30 protein-coding genes and 1 tRNA gene are annotated in these 25,805 nt (G+C 58.5%); 18 read left to right on the top strand and 13 right to left on the bottom strand.

All coding sequences use genetic code 11. The features are described from left to right. Window positions 1-308: 308 nt before the first annotated feature. The 11 genes from AOA62_RS16795 to AOA62_RS16750 all read left to right on the top strand — a co-directional run bounded on the left by AOA62_RS16795 (window position 309) and on the right by AOA62_RS16750 (window position 7,407). A complete protein-coding gene (locus AOA62_RS16795; RefSeq protein ID WP_017137644.1) occupies window positions 309-1,253 on the top strand; it encodes a sigma 54-interacting transcriptional regulator in 945 nt (314 codons plus the stop codon). Between the two features lie 111 nt (window positions 1,254-1,364). Beyond that, window positions 1,365-1,577 carry a hypothetical protein gene (locus tag AOA62_RS31460; RefSeq protein ID WP_143521844.1) on the top strand — a complete coding sequence of 71 codons (213 nt, stop codon included), beginning with the start codon at window positions 1,365-1,367 and terminating at the stop codon, window positions 1,575-1,577. 66 nt (window positions 1,578-1,643) lie between these two features. After that, on the top strand, window positions 1,644-2,009 hold the full coding sequence (locus AOA62_RS16790) for a hypothetical protein (protein ID WP_099549220.1): 366 nt from the start codon (window positions 1,644-1,646) through the stop codon (window positions 2,007-2,009). 7 nt (window positions 2,010-2,016) lie between these two features. Then, on the top strand, window positions 2,017-2,796 hold the full coding sequence (gene sctJ / locus AOA62_RS16785; RefSeq protein WP_017137647.1) for a type III secretion system inner membrane ring lipoprotein SctJ: 780 nt from the start codon (window positions 2,017-2,019) through the stop codon (window positions 2,794-2,796). Between the two features lie 118 nt (window positions 2,797-2,914). Then, window positions 2,915-3,373 carry a type III secretion protein gene (locus AOA62_RS16780; RefSeq protein WP_178075642.1) on the top strand — a complete coding sequence of 153 codons (459 nt, stop codon included), beginning with the start codon at window positions 2,915-2,917 and terminating at the stop codon, window positions 3,371-3,373. After that, window positions 3,351-3,944 (top strand): type III secretion system stator protein SctL, encoded by a 594-nt coding sequence (sctL, locus tag AOA62_RS16775; protein WP_017137650.1) that lies wholly within the window; start codon window positions 3,351-3,353, stop codon window positions 3,942-3,944. The genes AOA62_RS16780 and sctL overlap by 23 nt, the downstream gene beginning before the upstream one ends. 105 nt (window positions 3,945-4,049) lie before the next feature. Further along, window positions 4,050-4,283, top strand: coding sequence for a hypothetical protein (locus AOA62_RS16770; RefSeq protein WP_099549219.1), 234 nt, complete (start codon window positions 4,050-4,052; stop codon window positions 4,281-4,283). After that, complete coding sequence (locus AOA62_RS16765) at window positions 4,273-4,683, top strand: type III secretion protein (protein WP_099549218.1); 411 nt, start codon at window positions 4,273-4,275, stop codon at window positions 4,681-4,683. Before AOA62_RS16770 ends, AOA62_RS16765 begins: the two co-directional genes overlap by 11 nt. A 14-nt stretch (window positions 4,684-4,697) precedes the next feature. Next, window positions 4,698-6,839 (top strand): type III secretion system outer membrane ring subunit SctC, encoded by a 2,142-nt coding sequence (gene sctC, locus AOA62_RS16760; RefSeq protein ID WP_099549217.1) that lies wholly within the window; start codon window positions 4,698-4,700, stop codon window positions 6,837-6,839. Next, window positions 6,836-7,039, top strand: a complete 204-nt coding sequence (hrpT, locus tag AOA62_RS16755) for an HrpT family type III secretion system protein (protein ID WP_017137653.1) — start codon at window positions 6,836-6,838, stop codon at window positions 7,037-7,039. The genes sctC and hrpT overlap by 4 nt, the downstream gene beginning before the upstream one ends. Then, window positions 7,036-7,407, top strand: a complete 372-nt coding sequence (locus tag AOA62_RS16750; RefSeq protein WP_017137654.1) for a hypothetical protein — start codon at window positions 7,036-7,038, stop codon at window positions 7,405-7,407. Before hrpT ends, AOA62_RS16750 begins: the two co-directional genes overlap by 4 nt. Here the strand turns inward: AOA62_RS16750 and sctU are convergent, their stop codons facing one another. The 11 genes from sctU to AOA62_RS16695 are packed head-to-tail and all read right to left on the bottom strand — an operon-like array spanning window position 7,408 to window position 17,587. After that, on the bottom strand, window positions 7,408-8,505 hold the full coding sequence (sctU, locus tag AOA62_RS16745) for a type III secretion system export apparatus subunit SctU (protein ID WP_099549216.1): 1,098 nt from the start codon (window positions 8,503-8,505) through the stop codon (window positions 7,408-7,410). After that, on the bottom strand, window positions 8,502-9,290 hold the full coding sequence (sctT, locus tag AOA62_RS16740) for a type III secretion system export apparatus subunit SctT (protein WP_099549215.1): 789 nt from the start codon (window positions 9,288-9,290) through the stop codon (window positions 8,502-8,504). The genes sctU and sctT overlap by 4 nt, the downstream gene beginning before the upstream one ends. A 10-nt stretch (window positions 9,291-9,300) precedes the next feature. Further along, window positions 9,301-9,564 carry a type III secretion system export apparatus subunit SctS gene (gene sctS / locus AOA62_RS16735; RefSeq protein WP_099549214.1) on the bottom strand — a complete coding sequence of 88 codons (264 nt, stop codon included), beginning with the start codon at window positions 9,562-9,564 and terminating at the stop codon, window positions 9,301-9,303. A gap of 7 nt (window positions 9,565-9,571) precedes the next feature. Beyond that, on the bottom strand, window positions 9,572-10,225 hold the full coding sequence (gene sctR, locus AOA62_RS16730; RefSeq protein ID WP_017137657.1) for a type III secretion system export apparatus subunit SctR: 654 nt from the start codon (window positions 10,223-10,225) through the stop codon (window positions 9,572-9,574). Continuing rightward, the gene (locus tag AOA62_RS16725) at window positions 10,222-11,232 is read right to left on the bottom strand and encodes a FliM/FliN family flagellar motor switch protein (protein ID WP_099549242.1); all 1,011 of its coding nucleotides are present in this window, start codon (window positions 11,230-11,232) and stop codon (window positions 10,222-10,224) included. The genes sctR and AOA62_RS16725 overlap by 4 nt, the downstream gene beginning before the upstream one ends. Continuing rightward, complete coding sequence (locus AOA62_RS16720; protein ID WP_099549213.1) at window positions 11,232-11,687, bottom strand: type III secretion system HrpP C-terminal domain-containing protein; 456 nt, start codon at window positions 11,685-11,687, stop codon at window positions 11,232-11,234. Before AOA62_RS16720 ends, AOA62_RS16725 begins: the two co-directional genes overlap by 1 nt. After that, a complete protein-coding gene (locus AOA62_RS16715) occupies window positions 11,684-12,112 on the bottom strand; it encodes a YscO family type III secretion system apparatus protein (RefSeq protein ID WP_099549212.1) in 429 nt (142 codons plus the stop codon). The genes AOA62_RS16720 and AOA62_RS16715 overlap by 4 nt, the downstream gene beginning before the upstream one ends. Next, a complete protein-coding gene (locus AOA62_RS16710; protein ID WP_017137661.1) occupies window positions 12,099-13,454 on the bottom strand; it encodes a FliI/YscN family ATPase in 1,356 nt (451 codons plus the stop codon). Before AOA62_RS16710 ends, AOA62_RS16715 begins: the two co-directional genes overlap by 14 nt. Continuing rightward, window positions 13,451-14,362 carry an FHA domain-containing protein gene (locus AOA62_RS16705; protein WP_026013747.1) on the bottom strand — a complete coding sequence of 304 codons (912 nt, stop codon included), beginning with the start codon at window positions 14,360-14,362 and terminating at the stop codon, window positions 13,451-13,453. Before AOA62_RS16705 ends, AOA62_RS16710 begins: the two co-directional genes overlap by 4 nt. A gap of 37 nt (window positions 14,363-14,399) precedes the next feature. Beyond that, a complete protein-coding gene (gene sctV / locus AOA62_RS16700; protein ID WP_099549211.1) occupies window positions 14,400-16,493 on the bottom strand; it encodes a type III secretion system export apparatus subunit SctV in 2,094 nt (697 codons plus the stop codon). Continuing rightward, a complete protein-coding gene (locus AOA62_RS16695) occupies window positions 16,490-17,587 on the bottom strand; it encodes a TyeA family type III secretion system gatekeeper subunit (protein ID WP_026013748.1) in 1,098 nt (365 codons plus the stop codon). The genes sctV and AOA62_RS16695 overlap by 4 nt, the downstream gene beginning before the upstream one ends. Before the next feature lie 263 nt (window positions 17,588-17,850). On the opposite strand from AOA62_RS16695, the gene AOA62_RS16690 reads away from it, so the two are divergent. The 7 genes from AOA62_RS16690 (at window position 17,851) to pgeF (ending at window position 23,795) form a co-directional block, all read left to right on the top strand. Beyond that, a complete protein-coding gene (locus AOA62_RS16690; RefSeq protein WP_017137665.1) occupies window positions 17,851-18,402 on the top strand; it encodes an RNA polymerase sigma factor in 552 nt (183 codons plus the stop codon). Window positions 18,403-18,737: 335 nt separating this feature from the next. After that, window positions 18,738-18,814, top strand: a tRNA-Met gene (locus tag AOA62_RS16685). A gap of 95 nt (window positions 18,815-18,909) precedes the next feature. Further along, on the top strand, window positions 18,910-19,476 hold the full coding sequence (gene rimJ / locus AOA62_RS16680; RefSeq protein ID WP_176991527.1) for a ribosomal protein S5-alanine N-acetyltransferase: 567 nt from the start codon (window positions 18,910-18,912) through the stop codon (window positions 19,474-19,476). Next, a complete protein-coding gene (locus tag AOA62_RS16675) occupies window positions 19,473-20,306 on the top strand; it encodes an EamA family transporter (protein ID WP_099549210.1) in 834 nt (277 codons plus the stop codon). The genes rimJ and AOA62_RS16675 overlap by 4 nt, the downstream gene beginning before the upstream one ends. 96 nt (window positions 20,307-20,402) lie before the next feature. Further along, complete coding sequence (locus AOA62_RS16670) at window positions 20,403-21,182, top strand: PhzF family phenazine biosynthesis protein (RefSeq protein ID WP_099549209.1); 780 nt, start codon at window positions 20,403-20,405, stop codon at window positions 21,180-21,182. Window positions 21,183-21,217: 35 nt separating this feature from the next. Further along, window positions 21,218-23,047: a gamma-glutamyltransferase gene (gene ggt / locus AOA62_RS16665; RefSeq protein ID WP_099549208.1), complete on the top strand. Its 1,830-nt coding sequence runs from the start codon at window positions 21,218-21,220 to the stop codon at window positions 23,045-23,047. A 25-nt stretch (window positions 23,048-23,072) separates the two neighbouring features. Further along, window positions 23,073-23,795, top strand: a complete 723-nt coding sequence (gene pgeF / locus AOA62_RS16660) for a peptidoglycan editing factor PgeF (protein WP_017137669.1) — start codon at window positions 23,073-23,075, stop codon at window positions 23,793-23,795. 179 nt (window positions 23,796-23,974) lie between these two features. Here the strand turns inward: pgeF and ddlA are convergent, their stop codons facing one another. Together ddlA and AOA62_RS16650 are read right to left on the bottom strand one after the other, a co-directional pair. Next, the gene (ddlA, locus tag AOA62_RS16655; protein WP_099549207.1) at window positions 23,975-25,069 is read right to left on the bottom strand and encodes a D-alanine--D-alanine ligase; all 1,095 of its coding nucleotides are present in this window, start codon (window positions 25,067-25,069) and stop codon (window positions 23,975-23,977) included. Window positions 25,070-25,113: 44 nt separating this feature from the next. Then, window positions 25,114-25,752 carry a LysE family translocator gene (locus AOA62_RS16650; protein ID WP_017137671.1) on the bottom strand — a complete coding sequence of 213 codons (639 nt, stop codon included), beginning with the start codon at window positions 25,750-25,752 and terminating at the stop codon, window positions 25,114-25,116. Between the last annotated feature and the right edge of the window lie 53 nt (window positions 25,753-25,805).

Genomic DNA, 25,805 nt, shown 5'->3' with positions numbered 1-25,805 from the left:
GCGGTTTTGCCGCCCACAAAAAAGCCGATGCACTGCATCGGCTTTTTTGTGGGCGGTTGTTTGTATTTCGACAATAGCTATCCTCTTATCTATTTGAAACCTTAAGACGTTTCCTATTTGTCGTAACAAAAACAGCCCAACAACCTCGAGTGACGTTAAGCGACAAGTTAATGACTTTTCCTACGCAAGCCTGGCTTACTCTTACCTGCATACTCGATGATAAATCTTATACTTTACGCTCTGCCCAAACACCGTCTAAATCACAGCCTTTTAATCGTAAACAATCACGCTAGTGGAGCACCCACCCGATGTCGGCCGCCGATCAAAAAGAAAGCGAAACCGATACGCCATTCATTGAAGGCTCGGATATTGAGAACACGATCAATAGCACCGCGACACTGAATGTTGACATCTTGTTGCTGGGGGAAACCGGCACTGGCAAAGATACCCTGGCACAACGAATACATCGCCTGTCCGGCCGTCGAGGTAACTTTGTTGCGGTCAATTGCGCCGCCATTCCGGAGAGCCTCGCCGAAAGCCAATTATTCGGTGTCAACAGTGGTGCTTATACCGGGGCTGTACAATCACGCGCAGGGTTTATCGAAGCGGCTCACTTGGGTACGTTGTATTTGGATGAAATCGACAGCATGCCGCTTTCGCTGCAGGCCAAGCTATTGCGTATGCTCGAATCACGAGGGGTTGAACGGTTGGGCTCAACACGCTTCATCCCCGTCGACATGCGCGTCATCGCGTCCGCTCAACAATCACTGCATGACATGGTCGAGCAAGGCAGCTTCAGGCGGGACCTGTATTTTCGCCTGAACGTTATTAACATCAAGCTGCAGCCGCTGCGTGACCGACGTGAGCGTATCGTACCGTTGTTTCTGGAGATGATTAAACAAGAGGCGGAGCACTTCAACTGCACAGCCCCTCACCCCCCAACCGAACTGCTCCAGCAGTTGTTGTGTCATACGTGGCCGGGCAATGTCCGCGAACTACGCTCCACGGCCAAGCGTTTTGTCCTTGGGCTGCCGCCTTTATCGGCATCGAATGCAGAACCGCTGGAACTGGGCCTGAAAGACCGTCTGCAGCGTATTGAGAAAACGCTCATTGAAGAGTCTTTACATCGTCACACTTACAGCGTGGATTGTGTGGCGTTGGAACTGGGGGTTGCCAAGCGCACGCTCTACTACCGAATGAAGCAACTGGGTGTTTCACTCAACGCGTGTTTGCACGCTCAGGAAGTGCAATAAACGCTGAAACAAGTAGAAATAGGCCGATGGAACTGTTTCCAGAGGCATCGCCACTCAGTGTACGAGCATCGATTATCAAATAACGATGTAGCACGATTAATCGAATGCCTCATGACGAATACTCAACTATCCGATAGACAACCCAAAGGTGAAATCATGACATCTCCAGTCGGCAGCGGTGGCAGCATTACCAGCAAACAACTTTTTGATCAAATGAAAACGCTCACTGAGGAAAAAAACAAAGAAACGCTCGAGATGGCAAAGCTGGATAAAGATGCTTCGATTGCCAGCAAGTGGAGCCAGGTAATTAACAAAGTACAATAAGCAACACAGGCTTTCTCTAGTGTATTAAATAGAGAAAGCCTGTCTATTTTCCTGAGGGAGGTTTATATGCGCACAACGCTTGAAAAAGAGCGGGAAACCTATTCAGGTGCCCCTGTGTTTCCCGTCGAAAAAAGCAGTGATAGCGCCCACGACGCGCATTTCTTCAGTGCAGCACTGGAGCAGAACAATCCCTATCCGTCGGCCCCCTCCGCCCCAGGAAACAGTCGGTCGCTGGTGAGCCAATCAGAGCGGTTGAAATCCAACAACGAAAAAATCCCCAAGCTCCTGCGTGAATATACCAAGACCCAAAACGAGCTGAAAATGGCGGACGCCACACAGACCATTATTGAATCAAAAGAAATCCTCAACATCGGCGTCAAGGTAATAAAACACTGCACTTCGTTTGTTGAGAAAACCACTAACCTGCAATAGGTGAACCATGCGCCGCTGCCGCTTTATTCTCTTGTGGCTGACCCTCTTATCGGTGCTGAGCGGATGCGGTGAAAGCGTCGAACTGCACCGCAAGTTATCCGAGCAGGAAGCCAATGAGGTAATCGCTGAATTGGCAGACAAGCACATTCGGGCACAAAAACAGCTGGAGAAAGACGGCGTGGTCGTTCGCGTGCGCACAGATGATATTGCTGCCGCGGTCCACACCCTTGCCGCCGCCGGGTTACCAAAGACTGCGCGCTCTACGCTGGGCGACGTATTTCGCAAGGAAGGTGTCATCTCGACACCGCTTGAGGAACGGGCGCGCTATATCTATGCCTTGTCTCAGGAGCTGGAAGCGACCTTGTCCAATATCGATGGGGTTCTCGTCGCCAGGGTACACGTGGTACTGCCCGAGCGGGTCGCACCGGGAGAGCCGGTACAGCCGGCCTCGGCATCGGTCTTCATCAAGCATGATCCACGGCTGGAACCCGACAGCTTGCTGCCGCGCATTCGGCGGATGGTCGCCAGTAGCATACCGGGCATGACAACAGCCGTTGCAAACCCGCAAAAACTGACCGTGATCTTCGTACCGGCTACCGCCTACAAGGAAAAGCAGCAACTCGCCTACTTCGGGCCGTTTCTGATTAAGCCCGGGGACCTCGCTTTTTGGCAGACCATGGTGACATTGTTCTTTATCGCCCTGTTAGTGGGGTGCGCTGCAGCGGGGTTCTGGGTGAAAAAGGCGCGCGGCGCCCAACAAGCCGAGCCGAACACGAATGACGCATGACAGCCTCAGTTGGGCCAAGTGGTGGGCCTGCCCATGGCTCGATTCGCCCCATGACTGGCCGCCTTTCGTCCCTTCAGTGCCCTATTCGAGAACACTCTGCCAGAGCCAGCACGCGGCAATGGCAACGGCGTTGGGAATTGATCCATGCCTGCCTGTCGAACCGTCTCCAGCACTGTTGCAGTTGGTACTTGAACCTGAACAACGCAGAGACCTCATCCTCACGCTGGTCGGCGGTGTTTACCAGATCAAGAACCGCACGCCATTGAGCCAAGACCTGCAACTCTGGTGCGTACGCCTTTCCAAGGCACTGCTGCCCAACACCCTGCAAACCCACACTGAAGACCCCCTGCACTATCTACGCGCCTGGGTAGAACCCTCTGTGTGGCAGCGGCTGCGGTTGAGCTTTGACCGCCATCGGGTGCTCGCCCTAGAGAAGACCCCTCGACTGATCGATGCCCACGACAAGCTTGAAACTATTTGGAAGGCCGCAATATGGCGCACCGGCGCGTCAAACAACGAGCCGGTGTTTTCCTTCGCCGAGGAGTCCCAGGACGATGCTGTGCAAACGCACGATTGAGCTACGCAAGCCGCTTCCTTCACGGACCTGCTCGCTGATTCCCTTGGAAACGTTGGCGGACTGCGCCCGCGACACCGAATTGTTAAACAGTGCCCAGGTTCAGGCAGATGAGATCCTGCGCCAGACCTATGTGCAACGCGACCAATTGCTGCTGCAGGCTCAACATGAGTTCTGGCAACGCGCCAATCGCCAATTGCATCTGTGGCACACGCAGCAGCAAGCGGTCCTCGACAACATCGAACGCATCGCCACATCAGTCACCCACAGTGCCATTCGCAGCTTGCTCGAGGACACAACGCCCACTCAACGGGTGTCTGCCATGCTCAAGCAAATGCTCGCAGCCCAGGCCCCGGCGATCCGCGCAAAGTTGGTCTGCAACCCGCAGGATCAGGCGGATGTGGAACATTGGCTGGATCAACACACCGAAGCGCCCTGGCGCCTGCTGTGTGACGAGTCTGTTCAGCCACAGATGTTGATCCTGGAGGCAGAGGAAGGCAGCTTTCGTATCGACTGGGCCTCTTCGATCAATGCCCTGTTGGTGTCTCACACAGACTTTGTTTCAGAGGATTAACTTCTCAACCGCCTGCTGCATTTTTTATCCAGATATTTAAAAAATCGTGGAACGGATCCCAAAGGTAAACCACATAAAAAATACACGTTCAACGGAGATCAGCATATGAAACTCGACGCACGCGAGGGCGGGCAAATCTTCAGGGATTTAAGCAAAAACAACCGGCAGTTCGAACAACTCGGTCAGGGCATCCCTGATGAAATAACCTCGAAAGAGTTTTCATCACTGCTGGGTGAACACTTCAGGCTGAAACAAAACTTGATGCTACAGACGACTGCCGCCGGAGCGGTTCTCGGCCACCGAGCCGAGATGGGAAAAATCATTTTCAATGGGACCTGAGTGTTTCAGCGCGCAGCTCACTCAGTGGCTGGCGGGGGCAGAGCAAGAAATCACGCTGCTGGAGGGCGACGACACTATAACCCTGCGTCGTTACCCGCAGTGTTTTTTGCTCAGCGCTCAACTTACCCATCAGCCAAAGCACGCACAAACAACAATGGAAACCTGGCTACAACTGGGTGGAGCAAGCCTGGCGTACTTTCAGGGAGCGCTTTCAGTCGAGCCCTCCACGGGGCAGCTCTGGCTACTTCAATGCGTCACGCAGGAAGACCATCAGGCCATTCTGTTTAACCAACTCGAATCCCTTCTCAATCAGCGCGACACCTGGCGTTCCACGGCCAAGCGGCTGGCCAGAACGCCCAAAAAATGTGGGCCAACTCCACTGCGTGCGCAGTTTTATTAACTAGAGAATCCTATATGAACACCCTCATTTACAAGCGCTTACGCTTGTCTATCAGCTCGCCCTGTGCGCGTTTTAAACACGCCGACTGGCGTATTCCAATAGTTCTGATGTGCCTGCTGATACCTCTGCAAAGCCCCCTTGCCGCCATTCCCTTGGAATGGAAAAACACGGCGTATGCCTACGAAACCCAGTACAAGCCTGTACGCGAAGTGCTCGAAGACTTCGCCCAGACCTTCGGCACCCAACTGCAAATCGAGGGCCTGCTGGAGGGCGTGGTCAATGGCAAAATACGCGCTAATACTCCCCAGTCCATGCTCGACAGGCTGGGGGTCGAACACCGCTTCCAGTGGTACCTGTACAACAACACCCTGTACATCAGCACGCTGGATCAGCAAGAGTCTGCGCGGCTGGAAGTTTCGTCGGAAACGATCGCAGACCTTAAAAAGGCCCTGACCGATATCGGCCTGCTCGACAGCCGATTTGGCTGGGGTGAATTGCCGGATGATGGCGTTGTACTCGTCTCCGGTCCTAAACGCTATATCGAGCAGATCAAACAGTTCAGCAGCCAACGCAGATCTCCGGATGAAAAACAGAGCGTGCTGACTTACCCGCTCAAGTACGCCAACGCGGCGGACCGGATCATCGATTATCGCGGAGAGAAGCTGACCATCGCGGGCGTGGCCAGCGTGCTGCGTGGGTTACTGGAGCCGCGCTCCACCTCCACAGTCGCCAACGCCACCCAATCTTCCGGCGCTTCTTCACCGTCGGCCCTGATTACGCCCAACGTCCCGCGGTTGAACAACCCTCTGCTGGAGCAGATGCTCGCCAACCCCACGAATGCAGGAGGGCTGTCGACGGGCGCCTCACTCGGCCCTCGCGCCCCACGCGCAACCAGCCGAATCCGGGTCGAAGCCGACGTGCGTAATAACGCGATTCTGATCTACGACCTGCCTGAGCGCCAAACGATGTACCGCGAGTTGATCACCCAACTCGACGTTGCACGCAAGTTGGTGGAGATAGACGCCATCATCCTCGACATCGAACGCACAAAGTTGCAAGAGTTCGGGGTTGAATGGGGCTTTCAAAACAGCCGCTGGCGCGGCGGCGTCAACGTGGCACCGGGCACGACTTCTCAGTTGTCGATTGGCAACCCCGGGCGCTTCTACGCTCACATACGTGCCCTGGAATCCCAAGGGCTGGCAACCCTGGTCTCCAACCCTTCCGTGCTCACCCTGGAGAACCAGCCGGCGGTCATCGATTTCAACCGCACGCGATACCTGAAGGCCGGCAGAGACTACGCAACCATTTTACCCGTGACCGTCGGCACCAGCTTTCAGGTGGTGCCACGGGTGATCACCAGCCGTGGTGGCCACCAGATCCATTTGGTGGTGGATATTGAAGACGGTAACTTCGACGAACTCAACCTACAGCCCGATGACCTCGATGTTCGCCGTGGCAAGGTGAGCACCCAGGCGGTAATGGCGGAAAAGCGCTCATTGGTGGTCGGTGGTTTCCATGTCACAGACAACAAGGACAAACAAAGCAAAGTACCGCTCCTGGGCGATATTCCTTTGCTGGGCAAGGCATTGTTCTCCTCGACTGAACGACAGAACAGTCGACGCGAGCGACTGTTCATCCTCACCCCACGGGTCATCGGCGACCAATCTGACCCTTCGCGTTACTTGCCCCAGGAGGACCAGGCCCAATTGCAGGCTGCCCTCAAGCCTCTGGCGCGCCGGCAAGCCGCCCATCAGCCACCCATAAACCGAAGCGATATCACCAGCACCCTGGCGCACCTGGTCAGCGGCGAAGTCCCAGACGGTTTCAAGGCAGGGCCAATGCCCCTGCAACTGGACACGTTGTGCGCCACGCGCGATCTGTTGGCGCTCAACAGCGAGCGCAGCCAGTGGTATACAGGCGCGCAGTTCAATGTGGCGGTGGTGGTCGTGCGCAACCAGATCAAACGCAACGTGCGCATCGATGAAAAAGAATGCAGCAACTCACAAACGCTGGCGGTCAGTGTCTGGCCACGCGCCTGGCTTAAACCGGGTGAAGAAGCTGAAGTGTTTATCGCCATGCGGCCCGTTGTGAAAGATGAACACATCGGCGTACCCCGCCCTTCACTTCTCACCGCCCCCTTGAAGACCACGCCATGAAGCACGGACTCCTGAGTATTATCCTGATCGGCGCAGCAATGATCGCCGCCGGCTGTACGCCAACCTGCAAGGGCGACTCCTGCACGCGCCCGCAATCGAGCAGTGACAAAATGGTGGTCTGGTGGCCACCAGAGATGCGCGTAGATTCCGGCCCCTCTGGGGAGCGGGCAGACTACCAGACCATTTCCCTGGAACGATGAGCCTCACGACACAGCCTGACGATGCATTGCATCGTCAGGTTTTTTTGGCCGACGTGCGCAGAGGCGTTGCCGCCCACCTGCAACTCCTCCCAGGTATCCACCTGTGTACGCTGCAAGCCGGCACCCGCCCGGGGTTAGCCTTGCACATCGCGCGCGAAGCATTGCAAGCCGGGCAGGTGCAGCGGGCACTGGAGCGACGTTTTGAACAAGCAGTGAGGTACGACGGTTGCTTTGTCTATCTCGACGCCCAAGGGACCCTGGTCATCTGGCGCTCGCTGCCTACGCACCACAACGCGCTTGATAGTGCCGTCAGCCGCTTGCTTTCACTGGCCAACCTTGATGCATTGGATGCCCGCGCCACGCGTTGATCAGCGTTGTTCCAGCTCAGGCAACTCCAGGGTTTCGCGCTTGGCTTCATCATCCAACTCACGCAAGGTGCGGTAGATCAGCGCGACAGCCTGCAGGGTTTCACGAGGGATACTGGCGCCGAGCTTATTGGTGTAGAGCGTGCGGGCCAGCCATACACACTGAATGACCGGCACGTCAGCCGCTTTAGCCCTTTTGATCAGTGCACGCGCGTCGGCATCCGTGCCTTTGTCCACCAGCAACGGCAGCGGTGTCTTGCCGGGGCGGTAATACAACGCGACGGCAAAGTGCGTCGGGTTGACGACCAACATGTCGGACTCTTCCAGCTTGGGCAACTTGACCTTTGGCTCCTCCTGAGCCAATTGCTGCGCCAGCGACCGTCGCTGGCCCTTCACATGGGGGTCGCCTTCCATGTCCTTGTATTCCTTGACCACCTCGACCTGGGTCATGCGCATGCGCTTGGCAAAGAAGTGTTTCTGCAGCGTCAGGTCGAGAAGTGCCAACACCAGCAACAGGCCCAGGCACACATGCAACAGGTAACGAAACAGATCAATCAGCGCCAGGATATAACTGGACAGGTCGCTGTTGGCCAAGTTGATCAAGGCCCCAAGGGAAGGACCGATCACCGCGTACAACACCACGCCTAACAACACCGCCTTGGCGACCCCCATCAGCAGGTTCATCAGCGACTGGGCGGAGAACATCTGTTTGAGCTGACTAAGGGGGTTGAGGCGCTTGAAATCCAACTTCAGGATTTCCGGCGCGAACAGCAAGCCGAACTGCATCCAGCTACTGAGCAGCTTGACGGCGATTGCCACTGAAGCCATCAGCAACGCAAAGGAAAAAAACACCACCATGGCGTCGAGCAGCACCTCTTCCAAGGCTGACACAAAGGGTCGGCTGATGCGGGATATCGGCAGCAGCATCATTTCCTGAAACCGCTGCAGGCTGCGGTCAGCGGTCCATAGCGCGATCTCGCTGATGGCTGTCAGCACCAGAAGCTTGCCGACATCCTGGCTTTGGGCAACCTGGCCTTTCTTGCGTTGATCACGCAGTTTCTTGGCACTGGCCGGGTGTTTTTTCTCACCGGAATCACTCATGGCATCGCCACCTTGAACATCAGCCCCAGGGCGTGCTTGAGCTCGCCCAGCAGGCTTAAGCGGCCGACGATCAGGTCCTGCAACAGTTCAAAATACAACAGCAAAATACCAATACCCGCCAGGCACTTGACCGGTGGGGCCAGCGTACTCACCTGCAACTGCGGGCTATAAAGTCCTAACAGGGCAACGCCAAACTCCAACAACAGCAGCACCGCGATAAAAGGTGCAGCGTAGAGCATCATGTGGGTGAACGTGTCGCCGAGCAGGTTGAGAAACATGCCAAACCCATTGGCGTGCGGAAGTGGAAACCAAACGGTAGGCGGCCAGACCGAGTAGCTGTCCCAGATCACCTGCGTCAGTGCTCCAAGCCCCAGGGTGGCCATCAACAAAAAAATCGCCAGCTCCTTGAACAGATGCCCGATGGGTGTGGCATCCGGGCCAAGCGAAGGGTTGAGCTGACCACCCGCCAAGGCTCCCCGCTGGTTATCCAGCAGCGCCCCCACCGCCTCGAACATCCAGAACGGCATCGACAGTAATACGCCCAGCAAGGTCCCCAGGGCCGCCTCCTTGAGCACCAACGCGCTGAGCATCAGCGTAGAGAGTTCCTGGTCGGCGAAGGTGGCATATATACCCGGTGCAGGCAGCAGTGCCAGTACTGCCACAATGGCGTGGCGCGGCATCCCGCGGATATGTTGAAAACAAAACGCCGCGACCAGAAAGGCACAAGGGTAGATTCGCGCCATGCCAATCAACAGGCTGGGCAGGTAGTCAAGATACTGCAGCACAGGCAAGACCTCAGTTCAGCGCAGAGCGAGAGATCATGTCGAATGTCAGATTGATCAGCTGAATCAACTCCACACCGATCCAACGCCCCGTCATGACCAGCGTGACACCCACTGCCACCAGCTTTATGCCAAACGGCAAGGTCTGGTCCTGTACCTGCATCAGCGCCTGTACAAGGGAGGTCAATACGCCGACCACCACCGCCACAATCAACGGCGGTGCCGACAACACCACGACCAGCAGCATGCCCTGCTTGAACAGCACGATCGGTTCCATACGCCACTCAGAGATAAGAAAAGAAGAGGCTGTCGAGCAGCCGTGACCACCCGGAAACCATCACGAACAACAACAGTTTGAGCGGCAAGGAAATGGTCATCGGCGAGACCATTTGCATGCCCAATGCCAGTAGCAAATTGGAGACAATCAGGTCGATCACAATGAACGGAATGTAGATGAGGAAGCCGATCTCGAACCCCGCCTGCAATTGCGACAGCACAAAGGCAGGCACCAACAGAATCAAGTCTTCTCGCTGGACTTCCTGCGCCATGGCTGCCGGCCACAGGCGCCCGGTGTTTTCCAGCAAGTGCGTCAACACATCCGGGTCAATATTGCGCAGCATGAATGCACGCAAGGGTTTGATTGCCTCACCGCCGGTGTGCAGAGCCATCTGCACACTGCTCAAATCCAGCGGCGAAACCTTGACGCTCTCGGCGATCTCGTAACCCACAGGCGCCATGATAAACAGCGTCGCCGCCAGCGCGATGCCATTGATAGCCATGCTGGGAGGCACTTGCTGCACGCCGATAGCGTTGCGGGTGATCATCAGTACAATGACAATCTTCAAGAACGCCGTACACACGATCAGCAGCATGGGCATCAGCGACAATGCCCCCAGGAACAGCGCAAGTACGAAGGGATCTATGCCCTGAATACTCATCGAGAAAAAACCACTCGCGTCACTTGCAGGCCCAAGCGCCCATCCACTTCCACCAACTGCCCCTGGCCGATCGGCCGATCGCCGTAGTACAGGCCGGCCATTCCCGGCGCATAACCGGTAATACCCAATACTGAACCCTCAACCAGGTTGCGCAGTTCGCCCAGGGTCAGGTTCAGCACACCGCAACGCACGCTCAGCGACATGCTCAGCTCATCGAACGGTTCATGCCCGAACACTTCCATCACTGGTTCGTCTTCCGGCTCAGCGTAATAGGCTGCTGAAAAGTCCTCGTCCACACTCGTGTCCTCTATAGAAGTCAGGGTCAGGCACAGCGGCCCGGTGTCGTCGTCAATGCAGCCATGAAGGCGCTGCCTGCCAACCTGCACGTAGCCATTGCCCTGGGGTTGAAAAAAAGCCTGCTCAAGCACCAACACATCGCCAGCCCGCAGGTTGCGCACTTGTGCCAGCGGTAACTGCACGCGCCCAAGGGGCACGGCAATGGCCAGCTTGAACGACGCCGGCATCGGCGCGGCGATAGAGCGCCAAGGTGCGGCATCGCACAACGCTAGAAAGCTCTGGTGAGCCAGCCACACATAACCTACGACCCGAGAGGCCCCCAACGTCACGCTCAACCTGCAGCCGAAACCTGCGGGACGCGCAGTCACCAGCAATCGCATATAGCCAAACAGCGCTTTGACTTGGGGACTGAGGTGCTGCTCAAACAGCGGCCAGAACCAAGAATGTGGATCGTTGCCTGCCTTGGCCAATGGCACAGGGCATTCGCCCAGCAGGCTCAACAGCGGCCCCGCTTCAGCGAGCGCCAATACACCGAGGGCGGTTTCGAAGCACAACGCCTCGCCGCCAACAGGGGCACGCCCGGGTTCAATGAGCAGTTCACCCTCTTGCCCGGCGACCTTAAACGGCAAGCGCAGCCCACGCCCCAGCCTTCGGCGCGCAGCGACCGTGCTGTGCTTGACCACAGGCAATGTCAAAAAGGGCACCTTCATCATGAACGGGTACCTGGCAGGTAGAACTTGACGGGCTGCCCCAAGGCTTGCGTGCATCGTTCCTGGCATTGCTGCCGCACGCCACGCAGCCAACGGTTGGTTGCCTCTTCCTCTGCGTCCAGCTCAATGGCCCAGGTGTTCTGCTCACGGTGTACAAGTGCGTTAACCCGCCCCAGGCGCGGCATGCACAGCACAAACTGCAGCGGCCACTGCCCACCGGCCTGTATAGGCGCCACCAATTGTTCGACCAACATATCGGCCCTGGCTGCCTCGACTGAGACCTTGATGTCCATGCGCGAATGTCCGAAACGTTTCTCTGCAGTACCGCCTGCAAGCAGATAAGCAAACAGTCGCCCTTGCTCCACGGGAACGTAGGCCGCCACGGAGGGTTCGCGCTCCTCCCGGAGTTCGCGCATGCGTCGCTGCTCAGGAGCGGCATTTGAAACCTGTTTCATATCGATTCCTGAGCGAGCAATTTGGACAGTTCCTGAAGTTTTTCCACCTGGCGCAAACACTCCGTGGCGTACTTCTGGGCACTGCCAACCTCTATTTCCTTTTCCGTGTGCTGCGCTCGCAGTGCTTGCACCTGGCCTTCGTCCCGCAGGGTGCTTGCCGACAATGAACGTTCTTGTAACCCCCAGGACTTCAGCGCTTTGAGCGTCAGCACCTGGCCCTGATGCTGGCTGAGCAACTGCGCACTTTGCCGAGCCTCCTCCTGGCGGGTTTGCTCAAGGGTTTGCTGGGCATCCTGGATATGTACCTGCAGGGTTTGCCGTGCTCGCTTGGCCTCACGCAATGCACGCTCAGCGCGGTCGGCCCGATGACGGCGCAGGCGCCGCAGGGTCTCGATTTCGGCCATCGACACGTCAGAATGGGACATAGGCCGTCAGCTCCTTGAGTTGCTCCAGTGTTTCCGCCATTGGCGAGGGTTCACGCAAGTCCTGGCGCAGAAAACTGTCCACTGCGCTGCGACTGTCTACCGCCAAGTCGGTCAATACATCGCTACCCGGCTGGTACTCGCCCAGCTTGAGCATCAGCTCGATCTGCTGGTACGCCGACAACAGCCGACGTAACGCCGTGCCAGCCTGGATATCCCCAGGCTCGGCGACGTTGCTCAAGATCCTCGAAAGGCTGGCCAATACGTCCACCGCCGGATAGTGCCCACGCTCGGCCAGCTTGCGAGACAGCACGATATGGCCGTCGAGCAGCGAGCGAACTTCATCGGCCACCGGGTCGCTCATGGAGTCCTGCTCGATCAGCACCGTGTAGATCGCCGTGATCACGCCTTCGCGCGTCAACCCGGCACGCTCGACCAACCGCGGCAGCAGGCTGTATACCGAAGGTGGCAGGCCACCACGGCCCAGAGGCTCGCCGGCGGCGAGGCCAATTTCTCGCTGGGCCCTGGCGAACCGTGTGAGGGAATCGATCAAAAGCAGCACGCGCTTGCCCTTGCTTCGGAAGCCTTCGGCCAAGGCTGTCGCCGTGAAGGCTGCGCGTGCCCGCTCCATGCTCGAACGATCAGAGGTGGCACACACCAACACCGCTTTGGCGCGCAGTTGATCATCGAGTTCATGATCAAGAAACTCGCGCAGCTCTCGGCCTCGCTCGCCGATCAGGCCGAACACAATCACGTCACACTCAACGTTGCGGGCTATCTCCGCCAGCAATGTGGTCTTGCCGCAGCCGGCCCCGGCAAACAGGCCGACACGCTGCCCCTCCCCCAGCGTCAACAGCCCATCGATCGAACGCACGCCGGTGGCCAGCGCGCGGTTGATTCGCGGCCTATCGGTGGGCAAAGGCGCTTCGCACAACACAGCGCTGGTATCCGGTGAGTCGACCAGTGCAAAAGCGCTGGCGCCTTCGCCGGTAATTGGCCGCCCAAATCCATCCAGTACCTGGCCCAGCAGCTTCTCGCTGACCTGTACCTGATGGGATATGCCCAGGCGCTCTACGCTGGCCCCCACACGCACACCTTCCAGGTTACCCAGCGCACTGAGCACGGCATCCTGCTGGTCGAAACCAATAATTTCGGCGAGCATGTAATCGCCTTGTTTTTCCACCTGGCACAAGTCGCCTATACGTGCCTGAGGCAGCCGACATTGCAGTAACATGCCGTTCACACGCTGCACGCGCCCGCGCATTGTCACCGGAGCAAAACCTGCCAACGTCTGGGTCTGGTGCCGCTGCCAAGTGTCGAGACGCGCCTGCAAATCCTTAATCACCAGCGCACCTCATAACGCTGCGCGCCTTCGAAAACCACCTTGCTGTTGTCAATCATCACCAGGCGCAAGTCGTCCACTTGGTCCCCCACAAACAGTCGGGTTCCGTCCTCCAGCACAACGTGACCGTTCGCCCCTCCGATAATCTGAACGATCTTGAACGGCAACTCATTGTTACGCGCACGCACCCGGCTGATCACCGGTACAACGCTGTCGAACTGCTCACCAAAGCGGTCGAGCATGCGCGTCACCAACGCCAGATCCTCCTCGGAAACATCGCCGTTGAGTGCAACCTGGCCATTGATGACCTGCAAACTGACCCGCTGGCTCAAATCACGCTCACTGAGCATATTCAGCAACTGCTGGCGCACCTCGAATGGCGAGGCCAGCTCGACTCTGTGGGGCACTGCCGGCATCAACGAGGCCTGGGGATCACGCTCGCCCGTGGAAGCAATACCCACCACCATGAGGATGACGGCAACCACCAGCACCACACTGATCAGGCGCTTTTGCTGCGAGTGTCCCAACGACGACAACGTCAACGGCGGGGACGTTTTCCTGGCCGTCACCTTGGCCGAAACCTTGGCCGGTGTGGCCGGGGCGGGTGCTTCGGGCCAGGGCTGATCCGCCACGGCGACATACAACCGTATGGCGCCCACGCCAAACTGTTCGCCCAGCGCCAGATTCGTGATCTGTGCCACTACCTGCTCTTTCGCATCCTGCAACAGCCCTGCCTGGGCCTGCACCGACCAACTGGATCCGACCAGCCGCAACAACGCATGCTGCTCGGCGATCCCCGGATCGCTGAGCACCAAGTCAGCCTCTGCATGAGCACCGATGCTCCACTGTTCACCAAACAGCGGCAGCGCAGCCCCTTGGTGCAGGCCATCGAGAACACGCAGCTCAAACATCATTGAGCGCTCTCCTGTGCAGAAACTGGCGCACTTCTCATGCCGCAGTACCACGCATCAGGTCAGTCTGACCGAGGTCAAAACGCCCCAACACTTTTACCTTTGAGGTGCTCCCCAATTCGGCAAAAGACATCACAGGTACATGGTTGAATTCTTCGAGCAAAAGAGTGCGCAAAGGGCTGCGTAAATCCTGTGCAACCAACATCACGCTTTTGCTTTTTGGCCGGGCCACGAAGGCTTGGTTGAGCAGGTTGATCAGTGAAGCACTGCTGTCATTATCAAGGGCGAAAAACACCCCGGTCTGGGTTTGGCGCAGCGATTCGCGCAGCACGTTTTCGGTCTGTGGGGACAGCAACCAGGCATGCAGCCCGTCGGCCTCACTGTATTGGTGAAAAATCTGCGCTTTAAGCGCAATGCGCGCGTAGTCCGCCAACGCGTCCGGCTCTCGCTCATGCTGGCCGTATTCAATCAGCGACTCGACGATCAGCCTCACAGCACGCAGCGGTACGCCTTCGCCTGCCAGGCGTTGCAGGACTGCCGAGAAACGCGACAGCGGCATGATTCGCTGCAGTTCCTGTACCAATTCCGGCTGGTTATGTTCAAGCCAACTGAGGATCGACTTACTCTCCTGGATTCCCAGAAACTGGGGGCCGGACAGCATCATCGCTTGCTTCATGCGTTCGACGATCAAGCTCGTCGCACTGAAGCGCTCCAGCAGGGGGTCATCGAGCAAAGGATCATCCTGCGCCAACCACACCCAATCTTGCTCATCGCGTTCAGCCAGGCCTGGTATTGCGTGCTCAGGCACCTGTGCCAAGGCTTTACGCTCTACGGCCACATTGGTGACAACCGAGGCCTTGATCATCGGCACCTCGTGTACGCAGAAGCGCATTTCGTCGTCCGCCAACGAGTCGTTGAGTTCGACTTCAAACGGCGGCAGCGTGAGCCCGATATTCGCAACGAGTGCATTACGCGTCTGACGAAGGCCATGAACCAGCTCGATCACCTCAGGCGTTCCGCGCAAGACGGGAGAAAATTGCAAGAGATAGGGGCGCGACGGGTCAAACCCGCGCAAGTCCTCGTCACCGTTTTCTTCCGGGCGCACGGCCTGCGTGGCCTCGGCCTCGGGCGCCTCTTGCCGTTGACGTTGGCGCGCAAGGTAATAGCCCAGGGAGCCGGTCATCAGTGAGATAAGAATAAATACCAGGGTCGGCATGCCGGGCAACGCCGCAAACGCGAGCATGCCCACTGACGCAATCATCCAGCTCTTGGGTTCGCTGGTCATCTGACGGGCAATTTCTGCGCCCATGTTAGTCACGCCCCGGCGCCCATCCGGTGCGGCGCGGGTGATGATCATGCCCGCCGTCAGCGAGATCAGCAGCGCAGGGATTTGCGCAATCAAACCATCACCGATGGTCAGCACCGAATACAACGCAATGGATTCGCTGGCGCTCATGCCATGCTGGAACATACCCGTGGAAAAACCGCCCAACAGGTTGATCAGCACGATCACAAGGCCTGCAACAGCGTCACCCTTGACGAACTTCATGGCGCCGTCCATGGCCCCGAACAACTGACTCTCGCGGGACAACTGGTCACGCTTGTCCCGCGCCTGATTGCCGTCGATCAGTCCCGCACGCAAGTCGCTGTCGATGGACATCTGCTTGCCGGGCATCGCGTCCAGGCTGAAGCGTGCGGCCACTTCGGCAACCCGCTCCGAGCCCTTGGTGATGACCAGGAAGTTGACCAGGGTGAGGATCATGAAGATCACCAACCCTACCGCCAGGTTGCCACCGACCACAAAGTTGCCGAACGCCTCGACGATGTCGCCGGCGTCCTGCTCCAGCAGGATCAGACGCGTGGTCGCGATAGACAGTGCCAGGCGAAACATCGTGGTCAACAGCAGAATCGAGGGGAACGACGAAAACGCCAAAGGCCCGGGCAGGTACAACGCCAGCACAATCAACAAGCAGGCAATACAGATATTGAGCGCAATGAGGATGTCCACCAGCCAGGTCGGCAGCGGCACGATGAAAATAAAGACGATGGCCAGTACCACCACAGCACCAAGGACTTCAGCACGTTGCGCAACCTTGAGCAGCCAGTGGTTGATAAACGCCAGCACCGTCACATCAACGCCCTCGGCTCAATCTGGCCCTTCTCCAGGCGCGTGAACTCATCCATCACCAGCAGGAAGTTATGCAAAGCCTCCTCGCGCCCCCGCGAGTCGCGCCATAAGGCCGCAGGCAAACCTTTGATCACGGGATAGAGCGCATTGAGAGAGGCCAGTTGGCGGGCCGCCGCATCCCCAGCCAATTCATCCGCCAGCAGTTGAACCTCGGAGGGGGCTATGCCATTGCCGGCATAACCCAACAGACGCTGCAACAGGTCAACGGCGTCGTGCTCAACGTTCAGACGCTGAACCAGGTCCTGGCAATTGGACAGTACCCCGCCCAATTGACCGCAGCTCTGTAACCCCAACAAAAGCGTGCGCAATTTGGCGGTGGGAATCGATGAGACGTACGCCGCAATATCATCCGCCAGGGCCCGGCGCATGAGGTTGAGCCCGACCGTAAACTGCTCGCCACCGTACTCTTTCAAAAGCGCCTGCATCATGCTGGCCAGGGATTGGCGCACGACCACATTGGCGTAGTAGAGCGTACGTATCGCCTGGCATTGCGCCGGATCGTCACTGCCTGACTGCAACGCCAGGGCAATATTAAGGCCCGCCTGTATTTCCCTCTTGTACTGAATCTCCAGCCTCGCCAGCGCTGCCCGAGCCAGCGCTGCCTCGCTCTTGACTTGCGCATCACGCGTCAACGCGGATTGTGTCTGGCGCACCTGCGCCTCGGCCTGCGCCGTAAGCTGACGAAGCACGACATAGGTACGTGCAGGGTCTCCACCCGTGAGGTCCACCAATTTTTCGAGACTAAGCTGGCGCTCCAGATACTGCCTGGCCACGATGACCATCTTTGCCAGGCTTTTCTGGGCGGGATGGCCCAGTCGATCATACAACTGCGCGAGCTGCTCGACCGGCGTGACAGGCCCCCCAATGGCACGTCGGGTCAACGCAGTGCCATGGGCCGCAGCTTCCTGGCTGAAGATGCCCGCGAGCGCATCAAAACCTGGCGCGGCATCCTGCGATGGGGTCGTGGCGACCTTCTCTGAAACGGATGGGTCCAAGCGCTGGATTCTGTGCAGATCGGGGTTGAATTCGACTTTCATGGGCATGCCAGGACAGGGAGTTTGTGTCTCTATGTGGCAACCCGGTGCCATACGGTTCCATAAAAACCACCCACACTCCCCGCTTTGAAAATACCTGCACAAAGCCGCCAATCGTTTTGCAAGTACCTGCGCAAAATCACACTATTTCAATTTATTTATATATATAAATCAGCAAGTTATAAGATTTTTTTGTTTGGCACAGCCAGTGCTAAAGGGGTTCCCGTCGAAATTATTTCGATAGCGTCTACCCTGAGGAAAAAATCGTGAATATTCCTATTGAAGCTTTAGCGCAGCTCGTTGGCGACTCGCCTCAATTCATGCTCCAACTGACGGACGACCAGCAAAAAAAACTCCGGCGTTTTATTCATAAACGCGTACTCAATCCCGAAGACGCCGACGACATCCTGCAACTGACCTACCTGGAGGCATGGCGTAACAGAGAGCGGTTCAGTGGCCAGGCTACCCTCAGTACCTGGATGTGCGGCATTGCGCAGAACCTGGTCCGCAACCATTTCCGGCGCCTGTATGCCAAACCGGTGCATTGCGAGTTCGATGAATCGCTGTGGCACGGCCAGGAAGAAAACAAGAATCTGGATTGGGAATTCGAGGTCAACCGCCGGCTGGAAAAAACCTTGAACGCCATCGATCATTTGCCGGCTGAGATGCGCAAGACGTTATATGCCTCCCTGGAAACCGATGGCAGTTACCAGGACACCGCCGACGTGCTGGACATCCCCATCGGTACCGTTCGCTCACGTCTGTCACGGGCGCGCGAACACCTGAAGCGCGTCACCCACACACCGCAGCATCCGTAAGCAAGCCCTGGGGGGCAAGCGTTGGGCGGCAGGGATATCTGCCCAACCGAATGACGCTTTACCGTGCGCAGAACAGGATCACAAGCCGCGCCGAATGGCACCTTGGGGATCATCGTCAAAGTGTTTACAGCGCCACACCCTTGCGACCACGCGTTGAATACCGTCAGCAGAACACCGCAAAACCCATGTGGGATCTTCGTGGCTGAAATACCCGTATCCGCCACACCACTCGTCGCCGTTTGGCCTTATTCTGTTTAAACAGTTGAAAGCGTAGATAAATTTTTAAAATAAACGCTTGACGCATATGCGTTCTACGCGAATAATGCGCGCCACTTGGCTACGTAGCTCAGTTGGTTAGAGCATAGCATTCATAATGCTGGGGTCCGGGGTTCAAGTCCCTGCGTAGCCACCAAGTACTAAAAACGGCTTACCGAAAGGTAGGCCGTTTTTTTATGCCTGCAGAAAAGCCCTCAGGCATACTCGCCCCCAACCACAAGGAGGCGATACGTGAACCCCCTCTTCCCCACCCATGGCATCACCACCGAACGGCTGACACTGCACGCAGCTCACCCTCGTCACGCTCAAGACTTGCAAACGCACCTGGTGCAAAACCGCGCCTACCTTCAACCCTGGGAACCGACTCGCGATGATGACTTCTTCGAACTCGGCGCCATTACCCAGCGCCTCGAAGCCATGGCCGAGAAAACCACCAGCGGCGAAGCCTTGCATCTGCTGATACTGCGCGACGACCGGATAATCGGCAGCTGCAACTTCAGCAACATCGTGCGCGGCGCATTCGAGGCCTGCCATCTGGGCTACGCCCTTGATGAGACGGCCCAAGGCCAAGGGTTGATGCGCCAAGCGCTGAGCGCCGCGATTGACTATGTGTTCGCAGAGATGAAACTGCACCGTATCATGGCCAACTACAGGCCAGAAAACCAACGCAGCGCACGCCTGCTTGAGCGGTTGGGCTTTGAGCGTGAGGGGCACGCGCGGGCCTACCTGAAGATCAATGGCGTGTGGGCGGACCATGTATTGACGTCGCTGATCAACCCCACGAACGGTGACGCATGAGCCTCAGCGTATTCGCAATCATCCTGCTGGGCGCCGCCCTCCACGCCACGTGGAATGCGATGGTCAAAGGCGGCGTCGACAAGCTGCTGACCACCTGCATGATTGCATCCGCCGCTTCATTGATTGCGCTGGCGGCCATCCCGTTTCTGGCGCTACCGGCCAGAGAAAGCTGGCCCTTCATCGGCGCATCGGTGGTTTTGCAGGTGTTGTATTTCGTACTGGTGGCCTCGACCTACCGCATTGCCGACATGAGCCAGACCTATCCGATCATGCGTGGCACTGCGCCGCTGCTGGTGGCGTTGGTGAGTGTGCTGGTGTTGCACGAGCCACTCTCGGCGTTTGCCTGGCTTGGCATTGGGGTGATCTGCCTGGGTATCTTGAGCATGGCCGCAGCGCCCTCGGCCGGTCATAAAAAAGGGCTGGTGCTCGCGCTGATAAACGCCTTGGTGATAGCCGGCTATACGCTGATTGATGGCCTTGGCGTGCGCAAGTCCGGCGCACCCGCGGCTTACACGCTGTGGATATTTTTGCTGACCGGCATCCCGCTCGCCGCGTGGGCCTTAGCCGCGCGGCGTGCAGCGTTCTGTCGCTACGTCGCCCGTAACTGGCAGCTTGGCGCCGTCGGGGGCGCAGGCACTGTGGCGTCATACGGCCTGGCGTTGTGGGCGATGACACACGCGCCCATAGCGACGGTTTCGGCCTTGCGTGAGACCTCGATCCTGTTCGGCGTAGTGATTTCGGCGTGGGTGCTCAAAGAGCATTTAACGCAGGCTCGCATCATTGCCGCCGGCATTATTGCCGTCGGGGCGATGGTGTTGCGCCTGGGCTGACCAGGACACATGCGCGCAAAAAAACTGAGGATCTGTACTTTGACGCTCCACGTAACCCACTGCTAGTGTCCTGCCTCCCTACATGGAGCACCTGTGATGAAACTGGATATCTATCAAGTCGACGCGTTCAGCCAACAGGTCTTCGGTGGTAACCCGGCGGCCGTCTGCCCGCTGACCGAGTGGTTGCCCACAGAGCAGCTGCACCACATCGCCGCCGAAAACAACCTTTCCGAAACCGCATTTTTCGTGCCTCGTGGCGAGGTGTATGAGCTGCGCTGGCTCACCCCCGAAGTCGAAGTGGACCTGTGTGGCCATGCGACGTTGGCCGCTGCCTGGGTGCTGATTCACAAACTCCCGAATCCCCCTGAGATCTTGCGTTTTGCCACCCGCAGCGGTGAGCTTCGCGTGACGCGCAATGGCGACGAACTGGCAATGGACTTTCCGACCAAACAGCCCGAGCGTTGCGAGCCGCCAGCCGGCATGTTGAGCGCGCTGGGGCTCGAACACGCCGAGGTGTATGCCACTGATGACTATATCGTTGTCGTTGATGACGAAGCCCAGGTCGCGGCACTCACGCCAGATTTTGCACGCCTCAAGGGCCTGCCCAAACGCGGGATAGCAGTGACGGCCAAAAGCACGCGCTTTGATTTTGTTTCCCGTTGGTTTGGCCCGAATGTGGGCGTCAATGAAGACCCGGTCACCGGCTCGGCACACACCTCGCTGGCACCGTTCTGGGCCGAGCGCCTGGGCAAGTCGCAGTTGAGCGCCGAACAGGGCGGCAGGCGCCGTGGGCAACTGCGGTGTGAACTCAAAGGTGACCGCGTGATCATCTCAGGCCATGCAGCACTCTACCTGCAAGGCACGATTTACCTGTAAAAGGGATTGCCCAAGGACAACAGATCATTCTCAAAATGAACGGAGTTCAGCGCGTGTTCACGATTTCCCGCCGTCAACTGTCGATGGTTGCCGCAGCCCTGGTGCTGGCCGGCTGCCACACACCTGTCAACGAACAGCCTCCGGCACCGGAACTGGGCTCGGGTTACCGCACCGACCTCACCACCCGCCACGCCGAACGCCATATGGCCGCCGCCGCCAACCCGCTGGCGGCCGAAGCCGGGCGGGAGATGTTGCGCCAGGGAGGTTCGGCGATTGACGCCGCGATAGCGATGCAGGCGGTGCTGACCCTGGTGGAACCGCAGTCTTCCGGCATCGGCGGCGGCGCGTTCATCATGCTGTGGGACGGCAAGAACGTACACGCCTATGACGGCCGTGAAACGGCACCCGCCGGCGCGACTGAGCGCTTGTTCCTGAAGGCCGACGGCACGCCGATGGCGTTTCCCGAAGCGCAGATTGGCGGACGTTCGGTCGGCACGCCGGGCGTCTTGCGGGCACTGCAGATGGCGCATCAAAAGACCGGGCACCTGCAATGGGCCAAGTTGTTTGAACCGGCGATCAGGCTGTCGGAGCAAGGCTTCGCGATTTCCCCACGCTTGCACGCACTGATTGCGGCCGACCGCTACATTCCCCAGTCGCCGGAAATGGCGGCTTACTTCCTGAACGCCGATGGCTCGCCTAAAGCCACCGGCACACTGTTGAAAAACCCGGCGCTGGCTGCTGTGTTCAAGCGCATCGCCAAGGAAGGCCCAGACGCGCTGTACCACGGGCCGATTGCCGATGAAATCGCGCGCAAGGTCCAGGGCAATCGCAATGCGGGCAGCCTCTCGCAGGCTGACCTTAAGGGCTACACCGCCAAGGAACGCACGCCGTTGTGCACCGACTACAAGCAATACCGGGTGTGCGGCATGCCGCCGCCGTCGTCGGGCGGGATAGCCGTCGCACAGATCCTCGGCACCTTGCAGGCAGTGGAGGCCCGTGACCCGCGCCTGGCCATCGCGCCGATGAAACCGGTGAAGAGTGCATCGCCTGCCGGCCTTGAGCCTGTGCCCGAAGCCGTACACCTGATCGCCGAAGCCGGCCGCCTGGCGTTTGCCGACCGTGCGCTGTATGTGGCCGACTCGGACTTCACCCCAGTACCGGTCGCGGGCCTTGTCGCCCCCAACTACCTGGCACAGCGCGCCACATTGATTGGCGAACGCAGCATGGGCATTGCCAAGCCGGGCACACCAGCGGGCATCCAGGTGGCCTACGCGCCGGACCGCTCGCCGCTGCGCATCTCCACCTCGCAAGTGGTGGCAGTGGATGACCAGGGCGGCGCGGTGTCGATGACCACCACGGTAGAAGCGGCGTTCGGCTCCCACGTGATGGTTCAGGGCTTTTTGCTCAACAACCAGATGACCGACTTTTCGTTTCTCCCTGAAGAAAACGGCCAGCCCGTGGCCAACCGCGTCGAACCCGGCAAGCGCCCTCGCTCAGCCATGGCGCCTACCCTGGTGTTCGACCGCAAGAGCGGCGAGCTGCTGGCGACGGTGGGTTCACCGGGCGGTTCGCAAATCATCGAATACGTGAGCAAATCCCTGGTGGCAATGCTCGACTGGAACCTCGACCCGCAAGCCGCCATCAGCCTGCCCAACTTTGGTAGCCGCAACGGCGCGACCGAGTTGGAGGCCGGCCTGTTCAGCCCTGCGTTGAAACAAGCGCTGCGTGACAAGGGCCACGCGTTGAGCGAAATCGATATGACCAGCGGCATCCAGGCCATTGTTCGCACGCGCGATGCTCAAGGCAAGGTAACCCTGAGCGGCGGCGCCGACCCTCGGCGTGAAGGCGAAGCGGTCGGTGACTGAATGTTCTACGAACGGAGAGCGTGCTGTGCAACAGGCCGATAACCTCGGCGCCCTTGGCGGCGTCGACCATGGTTTTTGCTCGATCAATGACCCGCAGCGCCCGGACGCAGTGTTCATCTGCAAGCAGGTACACAGCGCGACGGTGATTGAATGGCAGGCGCAGTTGGCAACCAACAGCGTGGCGGCGGATGGCGTGTTCACGCGCGAGCATCAGCCGATTGCGGTGATCACAGCCGATTGCCTGCCCATTCTTATCGCGGCTGAAGACGGTGCGACGGTCGCAGCGGTGCATGGCGGTTGGAAGGGGTTGCAAGGCGGGATCATCGCCAATGCCGTGCAGCAATTTGCCGACAAAGGCATCGCCGTGGAGCAGTTGCAGGTGGCAATCGGGCCGTCAATCAAACCGTGCTGCTATGAAGTGAGCGAGGACTTTATTGCGCAGTTTCAGGCGGATCAAGGCCATCTGTGGCCTGACGACCGGGCACCGTGGAGCTTCGTACAACCGGCGCCATTGCTGCCCCCCGAAATTGCCCCGCCCTATGCCAGGCAAACGGGAAGTGCCTGGTTTGATTTGAGCGGCTTCGGGGTAATGTTGCTGTTAGCAGCAGGGCTTAAGCGTGAGCAGATCGAAGTCAGTGAAGTGTGTACGTATTGCACATCCTCCACTTTCGCCAGCTATCGCAGGCGCACGCATCACCCTGAAGAAGCAAAGACGTTGATCTATTCGTGGATTGCTCGCAACCCCTGATCAGTGCCAAGGGCGCTTTTGTGGCGAGCGGGCTTGCCCCGCGTTGGGCTGCGCAGCAGCCCCGATTTAGCCACTACGTTATTTCAGGGTAGAACCATGCTGTCTGGTTTTGGGGCCGCTTCGCGCCCCAACGGGAGCAAGCTCCCTCGCCACAGAGGCCACATGTTACTCGAGTCATTTCATCGGCTGATCTTAAGCCCCTTACGCCCGGCATGCCGCTCCAGCGCCAGCTCGATCAACCGGCTCACCAGCTCGCTGTAACTCATCCCCGCCGCCTGCCACAGCTTCGGGTACATGCTGATACGTGTGAAGCCTGGCAGTGAGTTGATCTCGTTGATCAGCACTTCACCGTCATCGGTGAGGAACACATCAACCCGCGCCAGGCCGGCGCAGCCCAGCACCTCAAACGCCTCAATGGCGAGGTGGCGAATACGCTCGCGGGCTTCGACGCTGATATCGGCCGGCACCACCACTTGGGCCGCCTGGCCGTCGATGTATTTGCTGTCGTAGGAATAGAAGCCGTTGCTCACCACAATCTCGCCACAGCCACTGGCGATGGGGTTGTCGTTGCCCAATACGGCGCATTCGATTTCACGGCCCTGGACCGCGGACTCCACCAGCACTTTTTCATCGAAGCCCAAGGCCAGTTCAACAGCGGCGTGGTACTCGGCCTCGTTGCCAACCTTACTCACACCCACCGAAGAACCCTGGTTGGCGGGTTTGACGAACATCGGCAAACCGAGCTTGTTCACAGCCGCTTCAAACGAGGTACGCGCCGCGTTGCGGCGAGTCAGGGTGATAAACGGTGTGACAGCAATACCGGCATCGCGCAGCAGACGCTTGCTGATGTCTTTGTCCATGCAGACCGCCGAACCCAGCACGTCGGAGCCGACGAAAGGCAGGTCGGCCATGCGCAGCAGGCCTTGCAGGCAGCCGTCTTCGCCGAGGGTGCCGTGGACGATGGGGAAGATCACGTCGATATGTTCCAGCAGGCCCTGACCGGAGGTTTCCACCACTTGCTGGTTGGCCTTGCCCGGCACCACTGCAAGTTCACGGTTGGATTGGTTAAGAGCGATGAGCGCCGGGTTTTCCTGGTTGATCAGAAAGTTCGACGTGTCGTTGAGGTGCCAGTGGCCGGCCTTGTCGATGCCGATCAAGACCGGCTCAAAGCGCGAACGGTCCAGCGCATCGACGATATTGCGCGCCGACTGCAACGAGACTTCGTGCTCGGCCGAACGGCCACCAAAAATAATACCTACACGCACCTTGCTCATGACCCGGCCTCACTGTTGAAAGTAAGGCTTCTTACCATGAGCGGTCAGCGATTCGCTACCAGATGTGCGCCGAACAGCAGGTAGCAACCACCGGCAAAGCGGTCGAGCCATTTGCGTGAACGCGCGTAAAGGCTGGCCATGCGCTCGCTGGAAAACACCAGGGCAACACTGGAATACCAACTGAACGACAAGGTGGCCATGGTGATGACGGCCAGGGTAAGCAGCGCGGGCGAAGGAGATGGCGGCATGGTCGAGGCAAAGGCCGTCGCGACGAACAGCGCAGCCTTGGGGTTGGACAAGTTGCCCAGTAACCCGAACCGCCAGGCAGAGAACAATGAGCGGCGCGGTGCGTCGGGCAGAACCGTCTGGCCCGCAGCCGGAGCCGAGCGTTTGAACAACTTGAGCCCAAGGTAGATCAGGTAGCAACCGCCGATGATCTTGAATGCCAGGTAGAGCATCGGCGCGGCGGTAAACAGCGACTTGATGCCCAAGCCGCCCGCCAAGCCCCAAATGATCGTGCCGCTGGCTACACCCGCCGACGCCACAACGCCATGGCGCCTGGAGCAGCTGGCAGCCAACTGCGCGGTGTTGAAAAAGTTCGGCCCAGGCGTTACGACAGCGACTGTCCACAGCAGCGCCAGCGAGACCAGCGGGGCCACATAGGCAGGGTTGATAACGTCCATGGGCAGCTCCGTCAGCGCAGTACACGAACCCGGATCATAGGCCTCGCCCAACG

The sequence above is a fragment of the Pseudomonas sp. 2995-3 genome (assembly GCF_002742565.1).
Classification (GTDB): Bacteria; Pseudomonadota; Gammaproteobacteria; order Pseudomonadales; family Pseudomonadaceae; genus Aquipseudomonas; species Aquipseudomonas edaphica.
Note: the sequence above shows the minus strand (reverse complement) of the source record. Positions and strands in the feature narration are given on the sequence as shown.

Bases quoted from the DNA above. Each gene is read 5' to 3' on its own strand.
- AOA62_RS16795 (WP_017137644.1), top strand. From the start codon at position 309: ATGTCGGCCGCCGATCAAAAAGAAAGCGAAACCGATACGCCATTCATT.
- AOA62_RS31460 (WP_143521844.1), top strand. From the start codon at position 1,365: ATGACGAATACTCAACTATCCGATAGACAACCCAAAGGTGAAATCATG.
- AOA62_RS16790 (WP_099549220.1), top strand. From the start codon at position 1,644: ATGCGCACAACGCTTGAAAAAGAGCGGGAAACCTATTCAGGTGCCCCT.
- sctJ (WP_017137647.1), top strand. From the start codon at position 2,017: ATGCGCCGCTGCCGCTTTATTCTCTTGTGGCTGACCCTCTTATCGGTG.
- AOA62_RS16780 (WP_178075642.1), top strand. From the start codon at position 2,915: ATGGCAACGGCGTTGGGAATTGATCCATGCCTGCCTGTCGAACCGTCT.
- sctL (WP_017137650.1), top strand. From the start codon at position 3,351: ATGCTGTGCAAACGCACGATTGAGCTACGCAAGCCGCTTCCTTCACGG.
- AOA62_RS16770 (WP_099549219.1), top strand. From the start codon at position 4,050: ATGAAACTCGACGCACGCGAGGGCGGGCAAATCTTCAGGGATTTAAGC.
- AOA62_RS16765 (WP_099549218.1), top strand. From the start codon at position 4,273: ATGGGACCTGAGTGTTTCAGCGCGCAGCTCACTCAGTGGCTGGCGGGG.
- sctC (WP_099549217.1), top strand. From the start codon at position 4,698: ATGAACACCCTCATTTACAAGCGCTTACGCTTGTCTATCAGCTCGCCC.
- hrpT (WP_017137653.1), top strand. From the start codon at position 6,836: ATGAAGCACGGACTCCTGAGTATTATCCTGATCGGCGCAGCAATGATC.
- AOA62_RS16750 (WP_017137654.1), top strand. From the start codon at position 7,036: ATGAGCCTCACGACACAGCCTGACGATGCATTGCATCGTCAGGTTTTT.
- sctU (WP_099549216.1), bottom strand. From the start codon at position 8,505: ATGAGTGATTCCGGTGAGAAAAAACACCCGGCCAGTGCCAAGAAACTG.
- sctS (WP_099549214.1), bottom strand. From the start codon at position 9,564: ATGGAACCGATCGTGCTGTTCAAGCAGGGCATGCTGCTGGTCGTGGTG.
- sctR (WP_017137657.1), bottom strand. From the start codon at position 10,225: ATGAGTATTCAGGGCATAGATCCCTTCGTACTTGCGCTGTTCCTGGGG.
- AOA62_RS16725 (WP_099549242.1), bottom strand. From the start codon at position 11,232: ATGAAGGTGCCCTTTTTGACATTGCCTGTGGTCAAGCACAGCACGGTC.
- AOA62_RS16720 (WP_099549213.1), bottom strand. From the start codon at position 11,687: ATGAAACAGGTTTCAAATGCCGCTCCTGAGCAGCGACGCATGCGCGAA.
- AOA62_RS16715 (WP_099549212.1), bottom strand. From the start codon at position 12,112: ATGTCCCATTCTGACGTGTCGATGGCCGAAATCGAGACCCTGCGGCGC.
- AOA62_RS16705 (WP_026013747.1), bottom strand. From the start codon at position 14,362: ATGTTTGAGCTGCGTGTTCTCGATGGCCTGCACCAAGGGGCTGCGCTG.
- AOA62_RS16695 (WP_026013748.1), bottom strand. From the start codon at position 17,587: ATGAAAGTCGAATTCAACCCCGATCTGCACAGAATCCAGCGCTTGGAC.
- AOA62_RS16675 (WP_099549210.1), top strand. From the start codon at position 19,473: ATGAGCCTCAGCGTATTCGCAATCATCCTGCTGGGCGCCGCCCTCCAC.
- AOA62_RS16670 (WP_099549209.1), top strand. From the start codon at position 20,403: ATGAAACTGGATATCTATCAAGTCGACGCGTTCAGCCAACAGGTCTTC.
- ggt (WP_099549208.1), top strand. From the start codon at position 21,218: ATGAACGGAGTTCAGCGCGTGTTCACGATTTCCCGCCGTCAACTGTCG.
- ddlA (WP_099549207.1), bottom strand. From the start codon at position 25,069: ATGAGCAAGGTGCGTGTAGGTATTATTTTTGGTGGCCGTTCGGCCGAG.
- AOA62_RS16650 (WP_017137671.1), bottom strand. From the start codon at position 25,752: ATGGACGTTATCAACCCTGCCTATGTGGCCCCGCTGGTCTCGCTGGCG.